This is a genomic window from Roseovarius sp. EC-HK134 (assembly GCF_902498815.1).
GTDB classification, from domain to species: Bacteria; Pseudomonadota; Alphaproteobacteria; order Rhodobacterales; family Rhodobacteraceae; genus Roseovarius; species Roseovarius mucosus_A.
On the sequence record NZ_LR701544.1, the window covers coordinates 1,116,839 to 1,134,500 of the forward strand.

Here is a 17,662-nt window from a genome sequence, read left to right on the forward strand (position 1 = left end):
GAGGGTTTCCCTCTTCTGCTTGACCCCGATACAGCCTGTCCCCCCAAGCGTGAATCGCAGGTCTGAAACTAGCAACCTCCGGCCTGTTGCGGCAACTACTCTATGCGCTTGACAGAGGCTTTGACCGAAAAGAATCTCTGACCGCAGCCGGACCCGCAGACATGCAAAAGGCAGCGTCGACGACGCTGCCTTTTAGTTTCAAAGGGTTGCTTCTCAGCTTTGCGCGATTGCTTTTACGCGCGACGAGAGGCGCGAAATTTTGCGGGATGCGGTGTTCTTGTGCACCACACCTTTTGTTACGCCGCGCATCAATTCGGGCTGAGCATTGCGCAGGGCGGTCACGGCCGCGTCCTTATCGCCAGAAGCGATGGCCTCTTCGACTTTGCGAAGGAAGGTGCGGATGCGCGAGCGGCGGGATTTGTTGATGGCAAAACGCTTTTCGTTCTGGCGGGCGCGTTTCTTGGACTGCGGCGTATTGGCCATGTAAGTGACCCTTTCTCGGTTCGATATGTGTAAACGCACGTCATACCCAACCGGGACCCCCGCCGAACGGGGTGATTCTTGCCTAAGCGGGCATCACGCGCATGTCTGGCGTGCCGTATACGCCAGTTGGCCCGGAATGCAAGCCCTCGTGGGGCAGATCAGTCGCCCAGCTTGGCATGCACCTCGTCAAGGTCGATCTCACCTATTGGCATCTTGTTGGCTGGATTTTCGAAATCATATTTGAAGAGGTCAAAATCGCGTTTGTATATTTCGTAGATCAGATGCATCGAGAGGTCGTCGAAATACTCTTCGACAGGATGCGCGCGTTTGGGCCCGTGGCCTTCGGATTCGTTGAACCGAGGAATGGTTTTGAGGTCGATCGTATGCTTGGTGTTGATCGCCCCCAGCACCTCGCCCATGCCGTCATCGAATTTCTCTGTCCAGAAAATCTTGTTGTAGCGGCCACCGTTGACGATAAAGGTCGAGATATGGCCCGACATCGCGGACCAGTGAATATCTGGCTCCATCGGTCGTTTCCAGCGGATGGTATCCCGAGCAAAGAGCAAAAACCGGCGAAAGCTTTTGATCTGGTCAAACTCTTGCTTGCCGTCGTCGCCGCCCACTTCAATTCCGTATTTCTGGATGATGGTCGGCACCAGCTTGCCGCGATAGCGGCTGCCGTTGCGCTGAATGCCGCAAATCTTGTCAAAAAAAGACGACAGGATGCGGGTATATGGGTTGCGCACGCAGGAAAACGCATAGGAGGTATGGGTTTTCACATTGGCGTTGATCAGCTTCTGACTGTCTTCGCGCGCCCATTTATGAAGGCCCTCTGTTGCGTCGTGAATGTCGCCATCAAAGAACACGCCATGATCGGAATAATAGAGAATTTGCCCGATGGTCGAGCAGGCACACTTGGGGACCACGCGGTAGACCACGCTCTCGCTTTCGGTCATCCAGGTTCCGGGAAATCCCATGATCACTGCCTCCGCCAATACTTTCCCGCTTGATGCAGGCTTGATCCTGTCTAACCTGTTCAAAAAACCAAAGAAAGTCTGTTTATTCAGGCGCTGTTCACCGTTAATGCTATAAACAGTCGGTAAATCGAAGGTTAAACCGTTTCCGTAATGGCAAAGATCGCATTCATCCTGCTGTGTCACAAGGACCCTGAGGCGATCATCCGTCAGGCTGAGATGCTGACGGCTGCGGGCGACTATATGGCGATCCATTTTGACGCACGCGCCAAGCCTGAGGCTTTTAACCGGATCAAGACAGCCCTGGCGGATAATCCCAGTGTGACCTTCGCGAGAAAGCGCATCAAATGCGGTTGGGGCGCTTGGTCTTTGGTGCAAGCCACGCTTTACGCGGTTGAGGCGGCGGTTGACGAATTTCCGCGTGCCACGCATTTTTACATGCTCTCGGGCGATTGCGCGCCGATCAAGTCGGCCCGTTTTGCGCATCAATTTTTGGACAATCGCGATGTCGATTATGTCGAAAGTTTCGACTACTTCGAGAGTGACTGGATCAAAACCGGGATGAAGGAAGAGCGGCTGATTTATCGCCACTTCTTCAACGAACGCACACAGCCCAAGCGGTTCTACGCGTCATACAACCTCCAGCGCAAACTGGGTCTGACGCGCCCCATTCCGCCTGACATCCAAATCCAGATCGGAAGCCAGTGGTGGTGCCTGCGGCGGCGCACAGTCGAGTGGATTTTGGAATTCACCCGCAAACGGCGCGATGTGATGCGGTTTTTTCGCACCACATGGATTCCCGATGAAACGTTCTTTCAAACGCTTGTGCGGCATCTGGTGCCTGAGAGTGAGATTGAGACGCGCACGCTGACATTTCTCATGTTCACAGACTATGGGATGCCGGTCACGTTCTACAACGACCACTACGACCTCTTGCTCAGTCAGGATTATCTTTTTGCCCGCAAGATCAGCCCCGAGGCATTGGAGCTGAAGCGGCGTTTGGGCACGCTCTATTCTGACGAGCGCGCGCAGTTCCAGATTTCGAACGAGGGGCGCGGCCTGTTTCAGTTTCTGACTGCGCGGGGCCGGGAAGGCCGACGATTTGCGCAGCGGTTCTGGGAAACCGAAAGCACGCTTGGGCGTGAGCGCGAGCTGATGATCGTTGTGTGCAAGAAATGGCATGTGGCCAAGCGTTTGCTGGAGCGCATCCGACAGGTCACAAACCTGCCTGCAATCGAATATCTTTTCAACGAAGAGGGCACAGCCCTGCCTGATCTGGGGGGTATTCAGGGTACTTTGGCCAAACGAACCCGACATCGGCGGGCCCTGATGCGGATGCTGTTCGATTACTATGAGACGGATCGCCTGCTTGTCTGCATGGACCCCGGCAGCATTGATCTCTTGCAGGATTTCTGCGGTGACCGCGCTGTGACCAAGCTTTTGGAGGTTCAGTGTCATTTTACCGATGCGTATCTGATTGGTCATGCCATGCGTGTGGGACTGGCGGGCGAACAGACCCCGCCCGAGACATTAGAGCGGCTGTTGCCCACAATCCGAGGCGACATGACCTATGAGAGCGACCGCATACGCGATTCCGAATTCGAGAATCACATGATCCTGCGGCAATCGGATGATCGGGGCCAACGCGCCGATCTATTGGCGCGCTTCCTTGATATTCCGCGCGAAAAAGCGCAGGAAATCGCAGAGCCCGACCACCTGTTTGCAGATTGAGGACGCCCTATGCCCTATGCCTATGATCCCCAGAATATCTTTGCCCGAATCCTGCGCGGTGAGATTCCGAATAAAACGGTGCTGGAGACGGCGCATACCCTTGCATTTCACGATATCCAGCCGCAGGCCCCGGTGCATGTGCTGGTGATCCCCAAAGGGGCCTATGTCAGCTACGATCACTTTGCGTCAGAGGCGAGTGATGCTGAGATCGTCGATTTCAACCGCGCCGTAGCCGAGGTGTGCCGCCAGACGGGCGTTGATCTGGGCGCAGATGGTCAGGGTTTTCGCGCGATTACCAACGCCGGTGCCCATGGTGTGCAGGAGGTGCCGCATTACCATCTGCATATCCTCGGCGGTCGAATGCTGGGCCGCATGCTAGCGCGCGCCGAAACCTGAGTCAGCCCCGCTTGTGCCGCAGATGAGATGCGCCCATATGGGGCGCATTGGTCAGACATAGGACTTGGCAGGCATCTTCATGAATTTTCGCACCCGCGTCGGCGCATTCATCGACACCTCTCTGTTTCAAAACGCGATTCTGGGCGTGATCCTGTTCAATGCCGTGATCCTCGGCATGGAAACCTCTGATCCGATCATGGAGCGGGCGGGTGATCTGATCCTTTTGCTCGACAAGCTCTGTCTTGCGGTTTTCGTGGTCGAGATCGCCGCCAAACTTTTTGCGCGCGGAATCGGGGGATTTTTCCGGAACGGTTGGAATATCTTTGATTTCGTTATCGTGGGAATTTCTTTGGTTCCGGCCACTCAGGGCCTGTCGGTGTTGCGGGCACTTCGTATCCTGCGTCTGTTGCGCGTCGTGTCTGTTGCGCCCTCACTGCGTCGGGTGGTCGAGGGGTTGGTGACGGCCCTACCTGGCATGGGGTCGGTGTTCCTTTTGATGGGAATGCTGTTTTATATCGGGTCCGTGATGGCGACCAAATTGTTTGGCGCGGCGTACCCGGAGTGGTTCGGTGATCTGGGTCGCTCGGCCTATTCGCTTTTCCAGATCATGACGCTCGAATCCTGGTCGATGGGCATCGTGCGCCCGGTGATGGAGGAATTCCCCTATGCTTGGGCGTTTTTTGTGCCCTTCATCATGGTCACGACCTTTGCGGTGGTGAACTTGCTGGTCGGTCTGATCGTCAACTCGATGCAGGATGCGCATCACGCTGAGGACGTAGAAAAGACCGACAATTACCGCGATGAGGTGTTGACGCGACTCACACAGCTCGAGGCGCTGCTCCGGGACGTTCAGGACAAGAAACCGAAAGGGTGAGCGCAAATTGCGCAAGAAGCGGGTCGTCTTATGACGCAGCCTTGGGGCAGATTTGGGGAAACCCGAACCGGAGGCCCGAGAATGATTGCTATCACCGCCTTGCCCACAGAGACTGTCCGCGCCTTGCAAGCTGGCGCGCCCGATGCCTATGGAACCCCGCCTGAACATCATGTGGCGCAGGGATCTGGCAATCCTTGCCGCCATTGTCTGCGCCTCATACCCGAGGGGGCGGCGATGCTGATCCTCGCCTATCGGCCCTTTGCCGGGTTGCATCCCTATGCGGAGACCGGGCCGATTTTCCTCTGTGCGGATGCCTGCGCGCGGCATGACGGCACAGCGATTCCCGAAGTCTTGCGCGACAGCCCCGACTATCTGCTCAAGGGTTACAACAGCCGGGACCGAATAGTTTACGGCACCGGTCGTGTTGTGGCGGCGGCCGAGATCCCTGCCTATGCCGAACAGGTGTTCGAGCAGAGGGATGTGGCCTATATCCATGTTCGCTCGGCGCGCAACAATTGCTATCAGGCGCGGATCGACCGGGCTTGACCGGCGCAATTGCTTGCACGCCGCGCCGATGCGCGGTAACTCGCCGGAAAGACCAGCGGGATGGATGCGATGAGTGATCTGCGGGAAAAATATCTGACGGCGATTGCCCATGCGGGCGACGAGACCACGCTTGAGGATCTGCGTGTGCAGGCCGTTGGCAAGAAGGGCGAAATCAGCCTTGCGATGCGCGAATTGGGGCGGATGAGCCCGGAAGAGCGGCAAGAGGCCGGACCACGCCTGAACGCGCTGAAAGACGAGATCACAAGCGCACTTGCCGCCAAGAAACAAGCCTTGGGCGATGCCGCGCTGGATGAACGCTTGCGGGGCGAGTGGCTGGATGTGACGCTGCCTGCGCGCGGGCGCAGGGCGGGCACGATCCACCCGGTCAGCCAAGTGACAGAGGAAGTCACCGCAATCTTTGCCGACATGGGCTTTGCCGTGGCTGAAGGCCCGCAAATAGAATCCGACTGGTTCAATTTCGACGCACTGAACATTCCCGGCCATCACCCGGCACGTGCCGAAATGGACACGTTTTACACGCATCGGGCGGACGGGGACGAACGGCCGCCGCATGTCCTGCGCACCCACACCAGCCCGGTGCAGATCCGCAGCATGCAGGCCAATGGCGCGCCCATTCGGATCATTGCGCCGGGCCGCGTCTATCGTGCCGATTACGATCAGACCCATACCCCCATGTTCCATCAGGTCGAAGGTCTGGCGATTGACCGTGCCATTTCCATGGCCAATCTCAAATGGGTGCTGGAAGAGTTCGTCAAAGCGTTCTTTGAGGTGGACAATGTCGATCTGCGTTTTCGCGCGTCGCATTTCCCCTTCACCGAGCCATCGGCCGAGGTGGATATCCGCTGTTCTTGGGAAGGTGGCACGCTCAAGGTGGGCGAGGGCAATGACTGGCTTGAAATTCTCGGGTCCGGAATGGTCCATCCCAAGGTGTTGCAGGCGGGGAATATCGACCCGAATGAGTGGCAGGGATTTGCCTTTGGCATGGGGATCGACCGGATCGCGATGCTGAAATACGGGATTCCTGATCTGCGGGCGTTCTTTGATTCTGATTTACGCTGGCTGCGGCATTACGGGTTTGCGAGCCTTGATCAGCCGACGCTGCATGGCGGGTTGTCGCGGTAGGGGGGCAGACCCATAGCGCTAAGCAGAGCGGAAGGATCACGCAGGCCTCTGGCCAAGCGATTCCTTCCTATCAATATCGCCATTTAACGCTATTCTAACGTATCGCGTATACCTGTGGGTGGGTTGATACGGGACAATAGGATACGTATCTGGGTGGCATGTAGAGTGCTGCAAATAATCCATGGTTGTGCGCCTGCCTATCGCTTTTGGCACGGGAATGGCGCATCTTGACTGGATGTGTGAAGACCCCGTCGACGGCGCAGTCTGCGTCGTATATCTTTTCGGCTTTAGGAGCCATGACATGCCGCTGACCCAGTTGATCTACGCCTCTCAGCCTTTTGGCTTTGACCCGGCGATGCTGGCGGGCATCCTGCTGGATGCGCGGCGCTATAACGCTCGTGACGACATTACCGGTGCGTTGATTGTGCGCGGCGATATGTATCTTCAACTTTTGGAAGGTCCGAAGCCCAAGGTCGAGGCGACCTATGATCGGATCATTCAGGATGACCGGCATGTCAATCCGGTGCGCCTGATGCACCGCGAAGTGCAAGAGCGGATGTTTCCCAAATGGTCGATGCTGGACGATCCGGCGCAAAGCTGGGTCTGGAGCATCGCCGAAGTGCGCGGCGGCGCGTTGGAGCGGTTTTCGGCTGGGCAGGAGGCGCTAAAGTTCTTTCAGCGGCTGGCCGCATCGCGGTGTGATACGGCGGGGTGATCCCCCGCCGCAGTCATTGATTCAGCCAACCACGTTGAAACCGGGTCCATAAGGATAGCCAGTGATATTCTCATTCCCGTCTTCGGTAATGACCAGAATATCATGCTCGCGGTAGCCCCCGGCACCGGGTTGATCCGCCGCCAGCGTCAGCATCGGCTCCATCGAGATGACCATGCCCGGCTCGAGCACCGTGTCGATATCCTCGCGCAGTTCCAGACCTGCCTCGCGGCCATAATAATGGCTGAGGATGCCAAAGCTGTGGCCATAGCCAAAGGTGCGATATTGCAGCAATTGGCGCTCTTCAAAGAAGGTGTTGATCTTGTGCGTGACCTCGGCGCAGCTGACGCCGGGTTTCAGCAGAGACATGCCATATTCATGGGCGGCGACGTTGGCCTCCCAGATTTTCAGGCTGGCGTCGTCTACTTCGCCGGCAAACATGGTGCGTTCCAGCGCCACGTAATAGCCTGACACCATCGGAAAGGTGTTGAGTGACAGGATATCGCCGCGTTCAATCGCGCGGGCAGTCACAGGGTTATGCGCCCCGTCCGTGTTGAGGCCCGATTGGAACCACACCCAACTGTCGCGATACTCTGCATCCGGGAAGCGTTTGGCAATCTCAGCTTCCATCGCATCGCGGCCTGCCATGGCCACGTCAATCTCGCGGGTGCCAATCTGAACCGCATCGCGGATGGCATAGCCGCCCACGTCCGCCACCTGCGCGCAGGACCGGATGAGGCTAATCTCTGCCGCCGATTTACGCATGCGTTGCCGCATCGTCGCAGGGGCAAGATCGACCATCGCAGCAGGCTTTAGGAAAGTTTCCAGTTTGTCGCGTTGCAGCAGCGTCAGGTGGTCACCCTCATAGCCCACAACACGCCCTTCGCCCGTGACCGACAGGATTGCGCGCCAGTAATTGTCGCGCTGCCAGTCGGTATAGGTGATGTTGTCACAGAAACAGCGACGCCACGGCTGACCGGCGTCAATCCCCGCCGATATGGTCACACAATCGGTGTCGGTGACGACAAGACCATAAGGGCGGCCAAACGAGCAGTAGAGAAAGCCTGAGTAATAGGCGATGTTGTGCATGGATGTGAGAACAACCGCCGCCGTGCCATGCTCGGCCATGAGCGCGCGCAGCCCCTTGATCCGGGCCTCATATTCAGATGTGGCAAAGGCCAGCGGTGCCTTTTCGCCGTTGTGGAAACGATAGAATTCAGGACGTGCAGTCATAGTGACCCTCCTTGCAAAAGAAGGTCCCGGCGTTCAGGACTGTGGGGAAAGGCCATTTTGGGGCGACGCCATCGCCCGGGCCTATGGCGTTTTTGCCGATTAGCTCGGGTCTGGCAAGCGGGTTTGCGACAGGGATATAGGGATTGCGGCATGGGAATGAAAATCGGCGCACGAAATCTGATCACCGATGTGCCTGGGTTGTGCGTGGGCAATGCGCAGGACATGCGGCTCCGCTCGGGTGTGACAGTGCTGGTGGGCGATGCGCCCTTTACCGCAGGTGTGCATGTGATGGGCGGTGCGCCGGGCACGCGCGAGACGGATCTGCTTAGCCCCGACCGGGTCGTTGAGCAGGTCGATGCTTTGGTTCTGTCGGGCGGCTCGGCCTTTGGGCTTGATGCTGCGTCGGGTGTGGCGGACGGGCTGCGCGATGAGGGGCGCGGGTTTGCCGTGGGCGATGTGCGGGTGCCCATCGTTCCGGGGGCGATTCTTTTCGATCTGCTGAACGGTGGCGACAAGGCATGGCGTGAGAATCCCTACAAGGGTCTGGGCCGAAAGGCATTGGCGGGCAGGTCTGAGGATTTCGAGATCGGCAGCACTGGGGCCGGAACCGGGGCGACCACGGCAAACCTGCGTGGAGGGCTAGGTTCCGCCTCGGTTGTTTTGCCCTCTGGCGTGACGGTGGGGGCCTTGGTTGCGGTAAATGCGCTTGGGTCCGCCACGGTGGGGGACGGGCCCGAGTTTTGGGCGGCCCCGTTCGAGAGGGGGGCAGAATTTGGTGGGCGCGGCTTGGCGCGGGCCTATCCCGATCCTCTGCTGGCTCCGACCAAGATGGCGCAGCACGGCAATACCACGATTGGGATCATCGCAACCGACGCGGCACTAACCCAGGCACAATGCACCCGATTGGCGGTGGCGGCGCACGACGGCTTTGCGCGGGCGCTTGTGCCGTCGCATACGCTTATGGATGGTGACGCCATCTTTGCCTTGGCCACAGGCGCGCATCCCCCGCCTGATCTCGCGGCACAGGTGATGCTTGGCCACGCAGCCGCTTGCGTGATGGCGCGGGCTATTGCACGCGGCGTGCACGCAGCGCGGTCTGTCGCGGGCGATACCCTGCCCGCGTGGCAAGACAGATTCGGCTAAGGTGGAATCCTCTTGCAGACTCAGGGCGAGGGGCGTATATGCCCCTCAACAGCGGCGCTTTCGGGTCCACTCGAATGCACCACCGGAGAGTGTAACGGGCCGCGCGCCCGTTTTTTTGTGCTTGGGAACCATGACGAACGACTTGATTGCAAAGGCAGCGATTGATCGCAGACTGGCCGAGATCATTACACCCGTGATCGAGGATCTGGGCTACGAATTGGTGCGCGTCCGGCTTATGGGCGGGCAATATCACACGCTTCAGATCATGGCGGACAAACCCGAAGGCGGGATCGAGGTGGATGATTGCGCCGCGATCAGCACAGCGGTCAGCGCTGTATTGGATGTCGAGGATCCATTGGTCGAGGCGTATACGCTCGAAGTATCAAGCCCCGGAATTGACCGGCCTTTGACCCGTCTCAAGGATTTCGAGATGTTCGAGGGCTATGAGGCCAAGATCGAGACCACCGAGCTGATCGACGGACGCCGTCGCTTCAAGGGCGTTCTTGCGGGTGTTGAAGGCAGCGAAGTGCTGATCAATGTCGAGGAAGGCACGATCGGGCTGGAATTCGACTGGCTCTCTGATGCCAAGCTGGTTCTGACGGATGAGTTGATCAAGGAAATGCTGCGGCAGCGCAAAGCGGCGGGCGTGATCAACGAAGAGCAATTTGACGAGATCGAAACCGAGAACGGTTCTGAGGAGGACTGACACCATGGCAATCACATCCGCCAACCAGCTGGAGCTGTTGCAGACCGCAGAAGCGGTCGCGCGCGAAAAGATGATCGACCCAGCACTGGTGGTCGAAGCGATGGAAGAAAGCCTCGCCCGTGCTGCCAAGAGCAGGTACGGTAGCGAGATGGATATTCGCGTGAATATCGACCGCAAGACCGGGCGCGCCAAATTTACCCGTGTCCGCACTGTTGTCGAGGATGAGGCGGTCGAGAACTATCAGGCAGAGATGACCGTCGCGCAAGCCAAGCAGTATCTCGACGACCCCAAGGTCGGTGACACCTATGTCGAAGAAGTGCCGCCCGTCGAAATGGGCCGGATCGCCGCGCAGAGCGCCAAGCAGGTCATTCTGCAAAAAGTGCGCGAGGCCGAGCGGGATCGGCAGTTCGAGGAATTCAAGGATCGCTTGGGCACCATTATCAACGGTGTGGTCAAGCGCGAGGAATACGGCAACGTCATCGTCGACGTGGGCCGTGGCGAAGCGATTCTGCGCCGCAATGAAAAGATCGGGCGCGAGGCGTATCGGCCCAATGATCGCGTGCGCTGCTACATCAAGGATGTGCGCCGCGAACAGCGCGGACCGCAGATTTTCCTGAGCCGCACCGATCCGCAGTTCATGGCAGAGCTGTTCAAGATGGAAGTGCCCGAAATCTATGACGGCATCATCGAGATCAAGGCCGTGGCGCGCGATCCGGGTAGCCGGGCCAAGATCGCCGTGATCAGCTATGACAATTCGATTGATCCTGTTGGCGCCTGCGTTGGTATGCGCGGCAGCCGGGTTCAGGCGGTTGTGAACGAGCTGCAGGGTGAAAAGATCGACATCATCCCGTGGAACGAAGATCAGGCGACCTTCCTGGTGAACGCGCTCCAGCCTGCCGAGGTCAGCAAGGTGGTGATCGATGAGGATGCGCAGCGTATCGAAGTCGTGGTTCCAGAAGAACAGTTGAGCCTTGCCATTGGCCGTCGTGGTCAGAACGTGCGACTGGCCAGCCAGTTGACCGGGCTGGATATCGACATCATGACCGAGGCCGAGGATAGCGAGCGCCGCCAGAAGGAATTCGAAGAGCGCACCAAGCTCTTTGTTGATGCGCTTGATCTGGATGAATTCTTTGCGCAATTGCTGGTTTCCGAAGGCTTCACCAACCTCGAAGAAGTGGCCTATGTCGATGTCGATGAATTGCTCGTGATCGACGGGGTTGACGAGGATACCGCCGCAGAACTTCAGGCGCGTGCCCGCGACGTGATCGAGGCTCAGGCCAAGGCCGCTCTGGACAAGGCCCGCGAATTGGGTGTCGAGGATAGCCTGATCGCCTTTGAGGGTCTGACCCCGCAGATGGTGCTGGCATTGGCCGAAGATGATGTGAAATCGCTTGAGGATTTCGCCACCTGCGCCGATTGGGAGCTTGCCGGTGGATGGACCACAGTCAAGGGCGAGCGCGTCAAAGACGAAGGTATTCTGGAGAAATTTGACGTCTCGCTCGAAGAGGCGCAGAATATGGTCATGACTGCCCGCGTGATGCTGGGCTGGGTCGACCCGACCGAACTTGAGGCCGATGCTGACGAGGCCGATATCGACGGCGATGATGACGAGGAGGCCGAGGCCTGATCGCTCAGGCCTTGGAGCACATCATGGGGCGCGGTGGTGAACCCAAAGACCGGAGTGACGGTCCCGAGCGTAAATGCATCGCCACGGGTGAGGTGCAGCCGAAGCATGGGCTTATTCGCTTTGTGATCGGCCCCGAAGGCCAGATTGCGCCGGATCTGGCGGAAAAGCTACCGGGGCGTGGTATCTGGGTCGCGGCGGATCGTGCCGCCCTCGAAAAGGCTGCAAATAAGGGGCTTTTTGCGCGTGCAGCCAAGCAGACTGTCCAAGTGCCTGAGGGGTTGGTTGACCAGGTCGAGGCGCTTTTGGTGCGGCGGGTGATCGACCTCATCAGCCTTGCCCGAAAAGGTGGGCGCGCCGTGTCGGGTTATGAAAAGGTCAAGGACATGCTCATGCGCGAGGATGCGCGTGTTCTCATTCAGGCCAGCGATGGCTCTGAGCGCGGAAAATCTAAACTGAGCACGCCCTATGGCGGCTCTTTCATTGGCTGGCTTACGGCGGACGAGCTGGGTCAGGCCTTTGGCCGACAAACCACAATCCACGCGGCACTGGGTGCTGGAGGTTTGTTGCAACGTGTTGTAGAGGAGGCGGCAAGACTGAAAGGTCTGCGCGTCTCGGACGGCGAGACAGCGCGCCGGAAAGGAAAGTAGAAGACTATGAGCGACAACGACGGAAAGAAACCTTTGGGGGTGCGTGGCGCAGGTTCCCGGCCGGGGAACGTGAAGCAGAGCTTTAGCCATGGCAGAACCAAGAACGTCGTGGTGGAAACCAAGCGCAAGCGTGTCGTCGTGCCCAAACCTGCGGCGGCGGCCACTGGGGCTGCGGGCTCTGGAACGTCTTCGGGTATCACAGCGGCGTCCAAGCGTCCGGCAGGTATTTCTGATGCAGAGCTGGAGCGCCGGATGAAGGCGCTCGCCGCAGCCAGAGCGCGCGAAGCCGATGATGCAGCCCAACGCGAGGCGGATGAAAAGGCCCGCGAAGAGGAGCGCAATCGCCGTCGCGAAGAGGCTGAGGCCAAGGAACGCGAACAACGCGAAGCCGAGGAAAAGGCGCGTGCCAAACTAGAGGAAGAGGAGCGCCAGAAGCGCGCCACCGAACAAGCTGCGCTCAAGGCTGCGGCTTCGGCGGCAGAGCCGGATGCTGCGCCCGTAGCCGCGCCCACTCGTGCGCCGGCTTCCAAGGCAGCCCCTGTCGCGCGCAAGCGCGAAGAAGACGATCAGGTTTCGCGCCGTGGCAAGGCGCGTGGTGGCGAAGATGCCCGCCGCGCGGGCAAGCTCACGCTCAATCAAGCCCTGGCCGGGGGCGAAGGTGGGCGCCCGAAATCTATGGCTGCGATGAAGCGCAAGCAAGAACGCGCCCGCCAAAAGGCAATGGGCGGCTTGCAAGAGCGTGAAAAGATCGTGCGTGACGTGCAACTACCTGAGACCATTGTCGTATCGGAATTGGCCAACCGCATGGCCGAGCGTGTCGGTGATATTGTCAAAGCGTTGATGCAGAATGGCATGATGGTCACGCAGAACCAGTCGATTGATGCCGACACCGCCGAACTTATCATCGAGGAATTCGGGCACCGCGTGGTTCGCGTGAGCGACTCGGATGTCGAAGATGTGATTGATCAAGTCGATGACAAGCCCGAGGATCTCGCCTCGCGGCCGCCTGTGATCACCATCATGGGCCATGTCGACCACGGCAAGACTTCGCTTCTGGATGCGATCCGCGATGCCAAGGTTGTGGCTGGCGAGGCTGGAGGCATCACACAGCATATCGGTGCTTATCAAGTCAAGACCGACAGCGGTGCATTGCTCACATTCCTTGATACGCCCGGTCACGCGGCCTTTACCAGCATGCGCGCCCGTGGCGCACAAGTGACGGATATCGTGGTTCTGGTTGTTGCGGCTGATGACGCAGTCATGCCTCAGACCATCGAGGCGATTAACCATGCCAAGGCGGCCAAGGTTCCGATGATCGTGGCGATCAACAAGATCGACAAATACGAGGCCAACCCGCAAAAGGTGCGCACCGATCTCTTGCAACACGAGGTGATCGTCGAACAGATGTCAGGCGATGTGCAGGATGTCGAAGTGTCGGCTGTGACCGGGCAGGGTCTGGATGAACTGCTGGAAGCTATCGCGCTGCAGGCAGAGATCCTTGAACTCAAGGCCAATCCCAACCGTGCCGCTGAAGGCGCTGTGATCGAGGCGCAGCTTGATGTGGGCCGTGGCCCTGTCGCCACCGTTCTGGTCAAGAAAGGGACGCTGCGCCAAGGCGATGTCTTTGTTGTGGGCGAGCAATATGGCCGCGTGCGCGCGCTGATCAATGATCGCGGCGAGCGGATCAAAGAAGCTGGCCCGTCGGTGCCGGTCGAGGTTCTTGGCCTCAACGGCACGCCCGAGGCCGGTGACGTGCTGAACGTGGTCGAGACCGAAGCGCAAGCGCGCGAGATCGCCGAATACCGCGCCAACGCGTCTAAGGAAAAGCGTGCGGCGGTGGGTGCTGGCACCACGCTCGAACAGCTTTTGGCCAAGGCCAAGGAAGACGAGAATGTCAAAGAGCTGCCAATCGTCGTCAAGGCGGATGTGCAGGGCTCTGCCGAGGCTATCGTTCAGGCGATGGAAAAGATCGGCAACAACGAAGTGCGCGTGCGCGTGTTGCACTCTGGTGTGGGTGCCATCACCGAATCCGACATTGGCTTGGCCGAAGCGTCAGGTGCGCCGGTCTTCGGCTTTAACGTTCGCGCCAATGCGCCTGCGCGTAACACCGCCAACCAGAAAGGTGTGGAGATCCGGTATTATTCGGTCATCTACGATCTGGTTGACGATGTGAAGGCGGCGGCGAGCGGTCTGTTGGGCAATGAAATTCGCGAGAAGTTCATTGGTTATGCCAAGATCAAGGAAGTGTTCAAGGTTACGGGCATTGGTCGCGTGGCAGGTTGCCTTGTGACCGAGGGTGTCGCGCGGCGGTCTGCCGGTGTGCGTCTCTTGCGCGATGATGTTGTGGTCCATGAGGGCACGCTCAAGACGCTTAAGCGCTTCAAGGATGACGTCAACGAGGTTCAATCCGGTCAAGAATGCGGTATGGCCTTTGAGAATTATGACGATATCCGCCCTGACGACGTGATCGAGATTTTCGAGCGCGAGGAAGTGACGCGGACACTGGCCTAAGCTAAAGGACAGAGACAAAATAATGGGGGCGGCCAGCTAGGCTGCCCCTTTCGCATGATTGAGGTTGAGAAGATCGAATAAAGCGAAATCAGGCGGTGCGCTGTTCGACTGGACGACCGGAATAAAGACGGCTCCCTACCCTGACCTGCATCAAGCCATTGCTGAGAAGCCGCACAAAAATACCCTGAATGGAAACACAAGACCCTAGTTGAACAGTGCGCAGCATGTCATCCCCCCGAATGTAACAAGGCTGTGAAGATTGATTGAGTATTTCCATAAATGGTGAAAAAGATACTAACTTTTTCGCATAGCGTTCAATTTTCTTGCGACGCGCCCGATATCACAAGAAAGCCGTGTGAAAACCATTGACATGAGGAATTTTTAGGCAGCGCAAAAGCCGACAAAAGGCTCAAAGCCAGTCGCGCAGAATGGGAATCAGGGGAATATCGGCTGGGGGCATGGGGTAGGATCGCAAGTCTGCCGCGCGCACCCATTTGAGCGCTTGGCCCTCTCGCCCCTGCACGATCCCCTCCCATTTGCGGCAGGCAAAGAGCGGCATCAGCAGGTGAAAATCGGGATAGGAGTGGCTGGCGAAGGTCAACGGGGCCAGACAACTGGCCCAGGTGTTGATGCCCAACTCCTCTTCCAATTCGCGGATCAACGCCGCCTCTGGTGTCTCGCCCGGCTCTACCTTGCCGCCGGGAAATTCCCACAGACCGGCCATGGATTTCCCCTCCGGTCTTTGGGTCAAGAGAATGCGGCCGTCCACGTCAATGAGGGCGACCGCCGAAACCAGAACAGTTTTCAAGACCGGTAATCCGCGTTGATGTCGATATAGCCATGGGTCAGATCACAGGTCCAGACCCGTGCCGTACCACCACCTAGGCCCAGGTCGACATGAATCACGATCTCCTGTTGCTTCATATAGGCGGCGGCGCTGGCTTCGTTATAACTGGGGCTGACAAACCCGTCTTTGGCCACCTGCATATCGCCAAACCAGATCGCCAAAAGGTCACGATCCGCCCGTGCCCCGGATTTACCGATGGCCATCACCACACGGCCCCAATTGGGGTCTTCACCGGCGATGGCTGTCTTGATCAACGGTGAGTTCGCAATCGCCTTGGCGTGGATATGCGCCTCGGCATCCGAGGCGGCACCAGTGACCGAGATCTCGACAAATTTCGTCGCCCCCTCGCCATCGCGCACCACCTGATGCGCCAGATCGAGCATGACACGGCGCAGCCCCTCCATAAAGCCCATGCTGTTCTCGGTCATCCGAAGGCCAGAGGCACCGGTGGCGGCCACGAGCAGAGTGTCTGAGGTTGAGGTGTCGCTATCCACGGTGATGCAGTTGAACGTCGTACGATTCAGCGCGCTGACCATATCCTGAAGGATGTCCTGATCTATCGCAGCATCGGTGAATATATAGACAAGCATCGTCGCCATATCCGGGGCGATCATGCCTGACCCTTTGGCAATCCCCGCGATATGCACTGCCTGCCCATCAACCATCACCACCTCTGAGGCCCCTTTGGGAAAGGTATCAGTGGTCATAATCGCACGGGCAGCCGTTTCAATCGCATGGGGCGAAAGGGCAGAGGCCAGATCCTCTAGCTTGTCGATGATACGCTCATGCGGCAGCGGTTCACCAATCACCCCGGTCGAGGAGGAAAAGATGCGATTCGCTGGAATGCCCAGCGCACTAGCCGTCGCTTCGGTGATGGCTTGCACAGAGGCAGCCCCCCGCCGCCCGGTGAATGCGTTGGCATTGCCCGAGTTGACCACGATGGCTGCACCGGCCACCGGATCGCACCCGATCTTGTCCTGACAATCGAGCACTGCGGCCGAGCGGGTGGCCGAGCGTGTAAAGGCCCCTGCCACGGCCGTGCCGGGCGCGAGGCTCACCAAAAGCACGTCGGTGCGGTTTTGATAGCGCACTCCGGCCTCTGTTGTGGCAAAGCTCACGCCGCCGATCACGGGCAGCTTGGGAAAGCCTTCCGGGGCAAGCGGGGAAAGCGGCGGTTTGGCGCCCATGGCTCAGTTCTCCAGCAGGTCGGTTTGGTTGATGACAACAGGGTCCATTGCGGTCGTGTCGGTCCGGATCACTTCGGTCGCCGCCTCGCGCGCAGCGATAAAGGCATCAAAGGCCTCTTGCCGCAGGGTGTTGGTCAGCTCGTCGCGCACCCCGTCCAGCGTCGGGCGTTCCTTGATCCGCGTCTCGTTGAGTTGGATAACATGCCAACCGAATTGTGTTTGGATTGGCGCAGAGACAGCCCCCACGTCGAGGGCCGCCACAGCGGCAAAGAACTCTGGAACCATCACGCCATCACCAAACCAGCCCAAATCCCCGCCTGACGGGCCGGACGGGCCGATGGAATGCTCCTGCGCCAGCGCTGCAAAATTTGCCCCGCCCTCCAATTCGATCACAAGGTTTTGAGCGGCCTCTTCGGTCTCGACCAGAATATGCGCGGCCTTGTATTCGGTTTCGTCCTCTGCCCCGGCATATTGTGCGTCATAGGCGGCTTGCAGGCGCTCTTCGGTCAAGTCGGCGTTGACAACGTCCTCTGCCACATCGGCGGCCAAAACGGCGCGGCGCTCGTTCTCGAGTTGTAGTGCAGCCGCACGAGACAAATCGCCCTCATGCGCTTGGCTCAACAATTCCTGCTGGATCAGTTGATCCAGAACGCCCTTGAACAGAGCCTCTGGGGGCACCTGATCATATTGCGCGGGCAGGGCTGCGCGAACCGCGAGCATATGCCCAAGGGTAATATCGGTGCCGCCAACGGTGGCCATCACCGTTTCGGCACTTGGGGTGTCCTGCGCAAAGGCCTGAGCGCCAATGGCAAGGCCAGAGACAAGGGCCGCGGTCGAAAGCAAGTGGCGGTACATGAAATCATCCTTTGGTGGGGCCCGCAGAGCGGGGGTGCGCGGGTGCG

17 protein-coding genes are annotated in these 17,662 nt (G+C 58.8%); 11 read left to right on the forward strand and 6 right to left on the reverse strand.

What is annotated here, in order from left to right:
- Window positions 1–213: 213 nt before the first annotated feature.
- Together rpsT and GC127_RS09275 are read right to left on the reverse strand one after the other, a co-directional pair.
- A complete protein-coding gene (gene rpsT, locus GC127_RS09270; RefSeq protein WP_008281278.1) occupies window positions 214–483 on the reverse strand; it encodes a 30S ribosomal protein S20 in 270 nt (89 codons plus the stop codon).
- A 158-nt stretch (window positions 484–641) separates the two neighbouring features.
- Window positions 642–1,460, reverse strand: a complete 819-nt coding sequence (locus GC127_RS09275; RefSeq protein ID WP_037297933.1) for a sulfotransferase family protein — start codon at window positions 1,458–1,460, stop codon at window positions 642–644.
- Between the two features lie 150 nt (window positions 1,461–1,610).
- Here GC127_RS09275 and GC127_RS09280 point away from each other — a divergent pair, with 150 nt between their 5' ends.
- The 6 genes from GC127_RS09280 (at window position 1,611) to GC127_RS09305 (ending at window position 6,862) form a co-directional block, all read left to right on the forward strand.
- Window positions 1,611–3,188: a DUF5928 domain-containing protein gene (locus tag GC127_RS09280; protein ID WP_008281280.1), complete on the forward strand. Its 1,578-nt coding sequence runs from the start codon at window positions 1,611–1,613 to the stop codon at window positions 3,186–3,188.
- A gap of 9 nt (window positions 3,189–3,197) precedes the next feature.
- The gene (locus tag GC127_RS09285; protein ID WP_008281281.1) at window positions 3,198–3,584 is read left to right on the forward strand and encodes an HIT domain-containing protein; all 387 of its coding nucleotides are present in this window, start codon (window positions 3,198–3,200) and stop codon (window positions 3,582–3,584) included.
- A gap of 79 nt (window positions 3,585–3,663) precedes the next feature.
- Complete coding sequence (locus tag GC127_RS09290) at window positions 3,664–4,458, forward strand: ion transporter (RefSeq protein ID WP_151977711.1); 795 nt, start codon at window positions 3,664–3,666, stop codon at window positions 4,456–4,458.
- 81 nt (window positions 4,459–4,539) lie between these two features.
- Window positions 4,540–5,004: a DUF1203 domain-containing protein gene (locus tag GC127_RS09295; RefSeq protein WP_151977713.1), complete on the forward strand. Its 465-nt coding sequence runs from the start codon at window positions 4,540–4,542 to the stop codon at window positions 5,002–5,004.
- 69 nt (window positions 5,005–5,073) lie between these two features.
- Complete coding sequence (gene pheS, locus GC127_RS09300; RefSeq protein ID WP_037297935.1) at window positions 5,074–6,147, forward strand: phenylalanine--tRNA ligase subunit alpha; 1,074 nt, start codon at window positions 5,074–5,076, stop codon at window positions 6,145–6,147.
- A gap of 301 nt (window positions 6,148–6,448) precedes the next feature.
- Window positions 6,449–6,862 (forward strand): BLUF domain-containing protein, encoded by a 414-nt coding sequence (locus tag GC127_RS09305; protein ID WP_008281285.1) that lies wholly within the window; start codon window positions 6,449–6,451, stop codon window positions 6,860–6,862.
- Window positions 6,863–6,883: 21 nt separating this feature from the next.
- On the opposite strand, the gene GC127_RS09310 is transcribed toward GC127_RS09305, so the two are convergent.
- The gene (locus tag GC127_RS09310) at window positions 6,884–8,092 is read right to left on the reverse strand and encodes an aminopeptidase P family protein (RefSeq protein WP_151977715.1); all 1,209 of its coding nucleotides are present in this window, start codon (window positions 8,090–8,092) and stop codon (window positions 6,884–6,886) included.
- Window positions 8,093–8,248: 156 nt separating this feature from the next.
- Between GC127_RS09310 and GC127_RS09315 the strand changes: the two genes are divergently transcribed.
- The 5 genes from GC127_RS09315 (at window position 8,249) to infB (ending at window position 14,726) form a co-directional block, all read left to right on the forward strand.
- Window positions 8,249–9,235, forward strand: coding sequence for a P1 family peptidase (locus GC127_RS09315; protein WP_151979683.1), 987 nt, complete (start codon window positions 8,249–8,251; stop codon window positions 9,233–9,235).
- 130 nt (window positions 9,236–9,365) lie between these two features.
- Complete coding sequence (gene rimP / locus GC127_RS09320; RefSeq protein ID WP_008281288.1) at window positions 9,366–9,941, forward strand: ribosome maturation factor RimP; 576 nt, start codon at window positions 9,366–9,368, stop codon at window positions 9,939–9,941.
- A gap of 4 nt (window positions 9,942–9,945) precedes the next feature.
- On the forward strand, window positions 9,946–11,568 hold the full coding sequence (gene nusA / locus GC127_RS09325) for a transcription termination factor NusA (protein ID WP_081507153.1): 1,623 nt from the start codon (window positions 9,946–9,948) through the stop codon (window positions 11,566–11,568).
- 23 nt (window positions 11,569–11,591) lie between these two features.
- A complete protein-coding gene (locus GC127_RS09330; RefSeq protein ID WP_008281290.1) occupies window positions 11,592–12,215 on the forward strand; it encodes an RNA-binding protein in 624 nt (207 codons plus the stop codon).
- A 6-nt stretch (window positions 12,216–12,221) separates the two neighbouring features.
- Window positions 12,222–14,726 carry a translation initiation factor IF-2 gene (gene infB / locus GC127_RS09335; RefSeq protein ID WP_037297845.1) on the forward strand — a complete coding sequence of 835 codons (2,505 nt, stop codon included), beginning with the start codon at window positions 12,222–12,224 and terminating at the stop codon, window positions 14,724–14,726.
- A gap of 409 nt (window positions 14,727–15,135) precedes the next feature.
- Here infB and mutT read toward each other — a convergent pair whose 3' ends face one another.
- The 3 genes from mutT to GC127_RS09350 are packed head-to-tail and all read right to left on the reverse strand — an operon-like array spanning window position 15,136 to window position 17,615.
- Complete coding sequence (gene mutT / locus GC127_RS09340; protein ID WP_081507152.1) at window positions 15,136–15,534, reverse strand: 8-oxo-dGTP diphosphatase MutT; 399 nt, start codon at window positions 15,532–15,534, stop codon at window positions 15,136–15,138.
- Window positions 15,531–16,760, reverse strand: coding sequence for a bifunctional glutamate N-acetyltransferase/amino-acid acetyltransferase ArgJ (gene argJ / locus GC127_RS09345; protein ID WP_151977717.1), 1,230 nt, complete (start codon window positions 16,758–16,760; stop codon window positions 15,531–15,533). Before argJ ends, mutT begins: the two co-directional genes overlap by 4 nt.
- A gap of 3 nt (window positions 16,761–16,763) precedes the next feature.
- Entirely contained in the window at window positions 16,764–17,615 is an 852-nt protein-coding gene (locus tag GC127_RS09350) for a peptidylprolyl isomerase (protein ID WP_151977719.1), read from the reverse strand.
- Between the last annotated feature and the right edge of the window lie 47 nt (window positions 17,616–17,662).

Coding starts and splice junctions, on each gene's coding strand:
- GC127_RS09350 (WP_151977719.1), bottom strand. CDS start 17,615: ATGTACCGCCACTTGCTTTCGACCGCGGCCCTTGTCTCTGGCCTTGCC.
- GC127_RS09295 (WP_151977713.1), top strand. CDS start 4,540: ATGATTGCTATCACCGCCTTGCCCACAGAGACTGTCCGCGCCTTGCAA.
- GC127_RS09280 (WP_008281280.1), top strand. CDS start 1,611: ATGGCAAAGATCGCATTCATCCTGCTGTGTCACAAGGACCCTGAGGCG.
- argJ (WP_151977717.1), bottom strand. CDS start 16,760: ATGGGCGCCAAACCGCCGCTTTCCCCGCTTGCCCCGGAAGGCTTTCCC.
- GC127_RS09330 (WP_008281290.1), top strand. CDS start 11,592: ATGGGGCGCGGTGGTGAACCCAAAGACCGGAGTGACGGTCCCGAGCGT.
- GC127_RS09310 (WP_151977715.1), bottom strand. CDS start 8,092: ATGACTGCACGTCCTGAATTCTATCGTTTCCACAACGGCGAAAAGGCA.
- GC127_RS09290 (WP_151977711.1), top strand. CDS start 3,664: ATGAATTTTCGCACCCGCGTCGGCGCATTCATCGACACCTCTCTGTTT.
- rpsT (WP_008281278.1), bottom strand. CDS start 483: ATGGCCAATACGCCGCAGTCCAAGAAACGCGCCCGCCAGAACGAAAAG.
- rimP (WP_008281288.1), top strand. CDS start 9,366: ATGACGAACGACTTGATTGCAAAGGCAGCGATTGATCGCAGACTGGCC.
- GC127_RS09305 (WP_008281285.1), top strand. CDS start 6,449: ATGCCGCTGACCCAGTTGATCTACGCCTCTCAGCCTTTTGGCTTTGAC.
- pheS (WP_037297935.1), top strand. CDS start 5,074: ATGAGTGATCTGCGGGAAAAATATCTGACGGCGATTGCCCATGCGGGC.
- GC127_RS09285 (WP_008281281.1), top strand. CDS start 3,198: ATGCCCTATGCCTATGATCCCCAGAATATCTTTGCCCGAATCCTGCGC.
- GC127_RS09315 (WP_151979683.1), top strand. CDS start 8,249: ATGAAAATCGGCGCACGAAATCTGATCACCGATGTGCCTGGGTTGTGC.
- GC127_RS09275 (WP_037297933.1), bottom strand. CDS start 1,460: ATGGGATTTCCCGGAACCTGGATGACCGAAAGCGAGAGCGTGGTCTAC.
- infB (WP_037297845.1), top strand. CDS start 12,222: ATGAGCGACAACGACGGAAAGAAACCTTTGGGGGTGCGTGGCGCAGGT.
- nusA (WP_081507153.1), top strand. CDS start 9,946: ATGGCAATCACATCCGCCAACCAGCTGGAGCTGTTGCAGACCGCAGAA.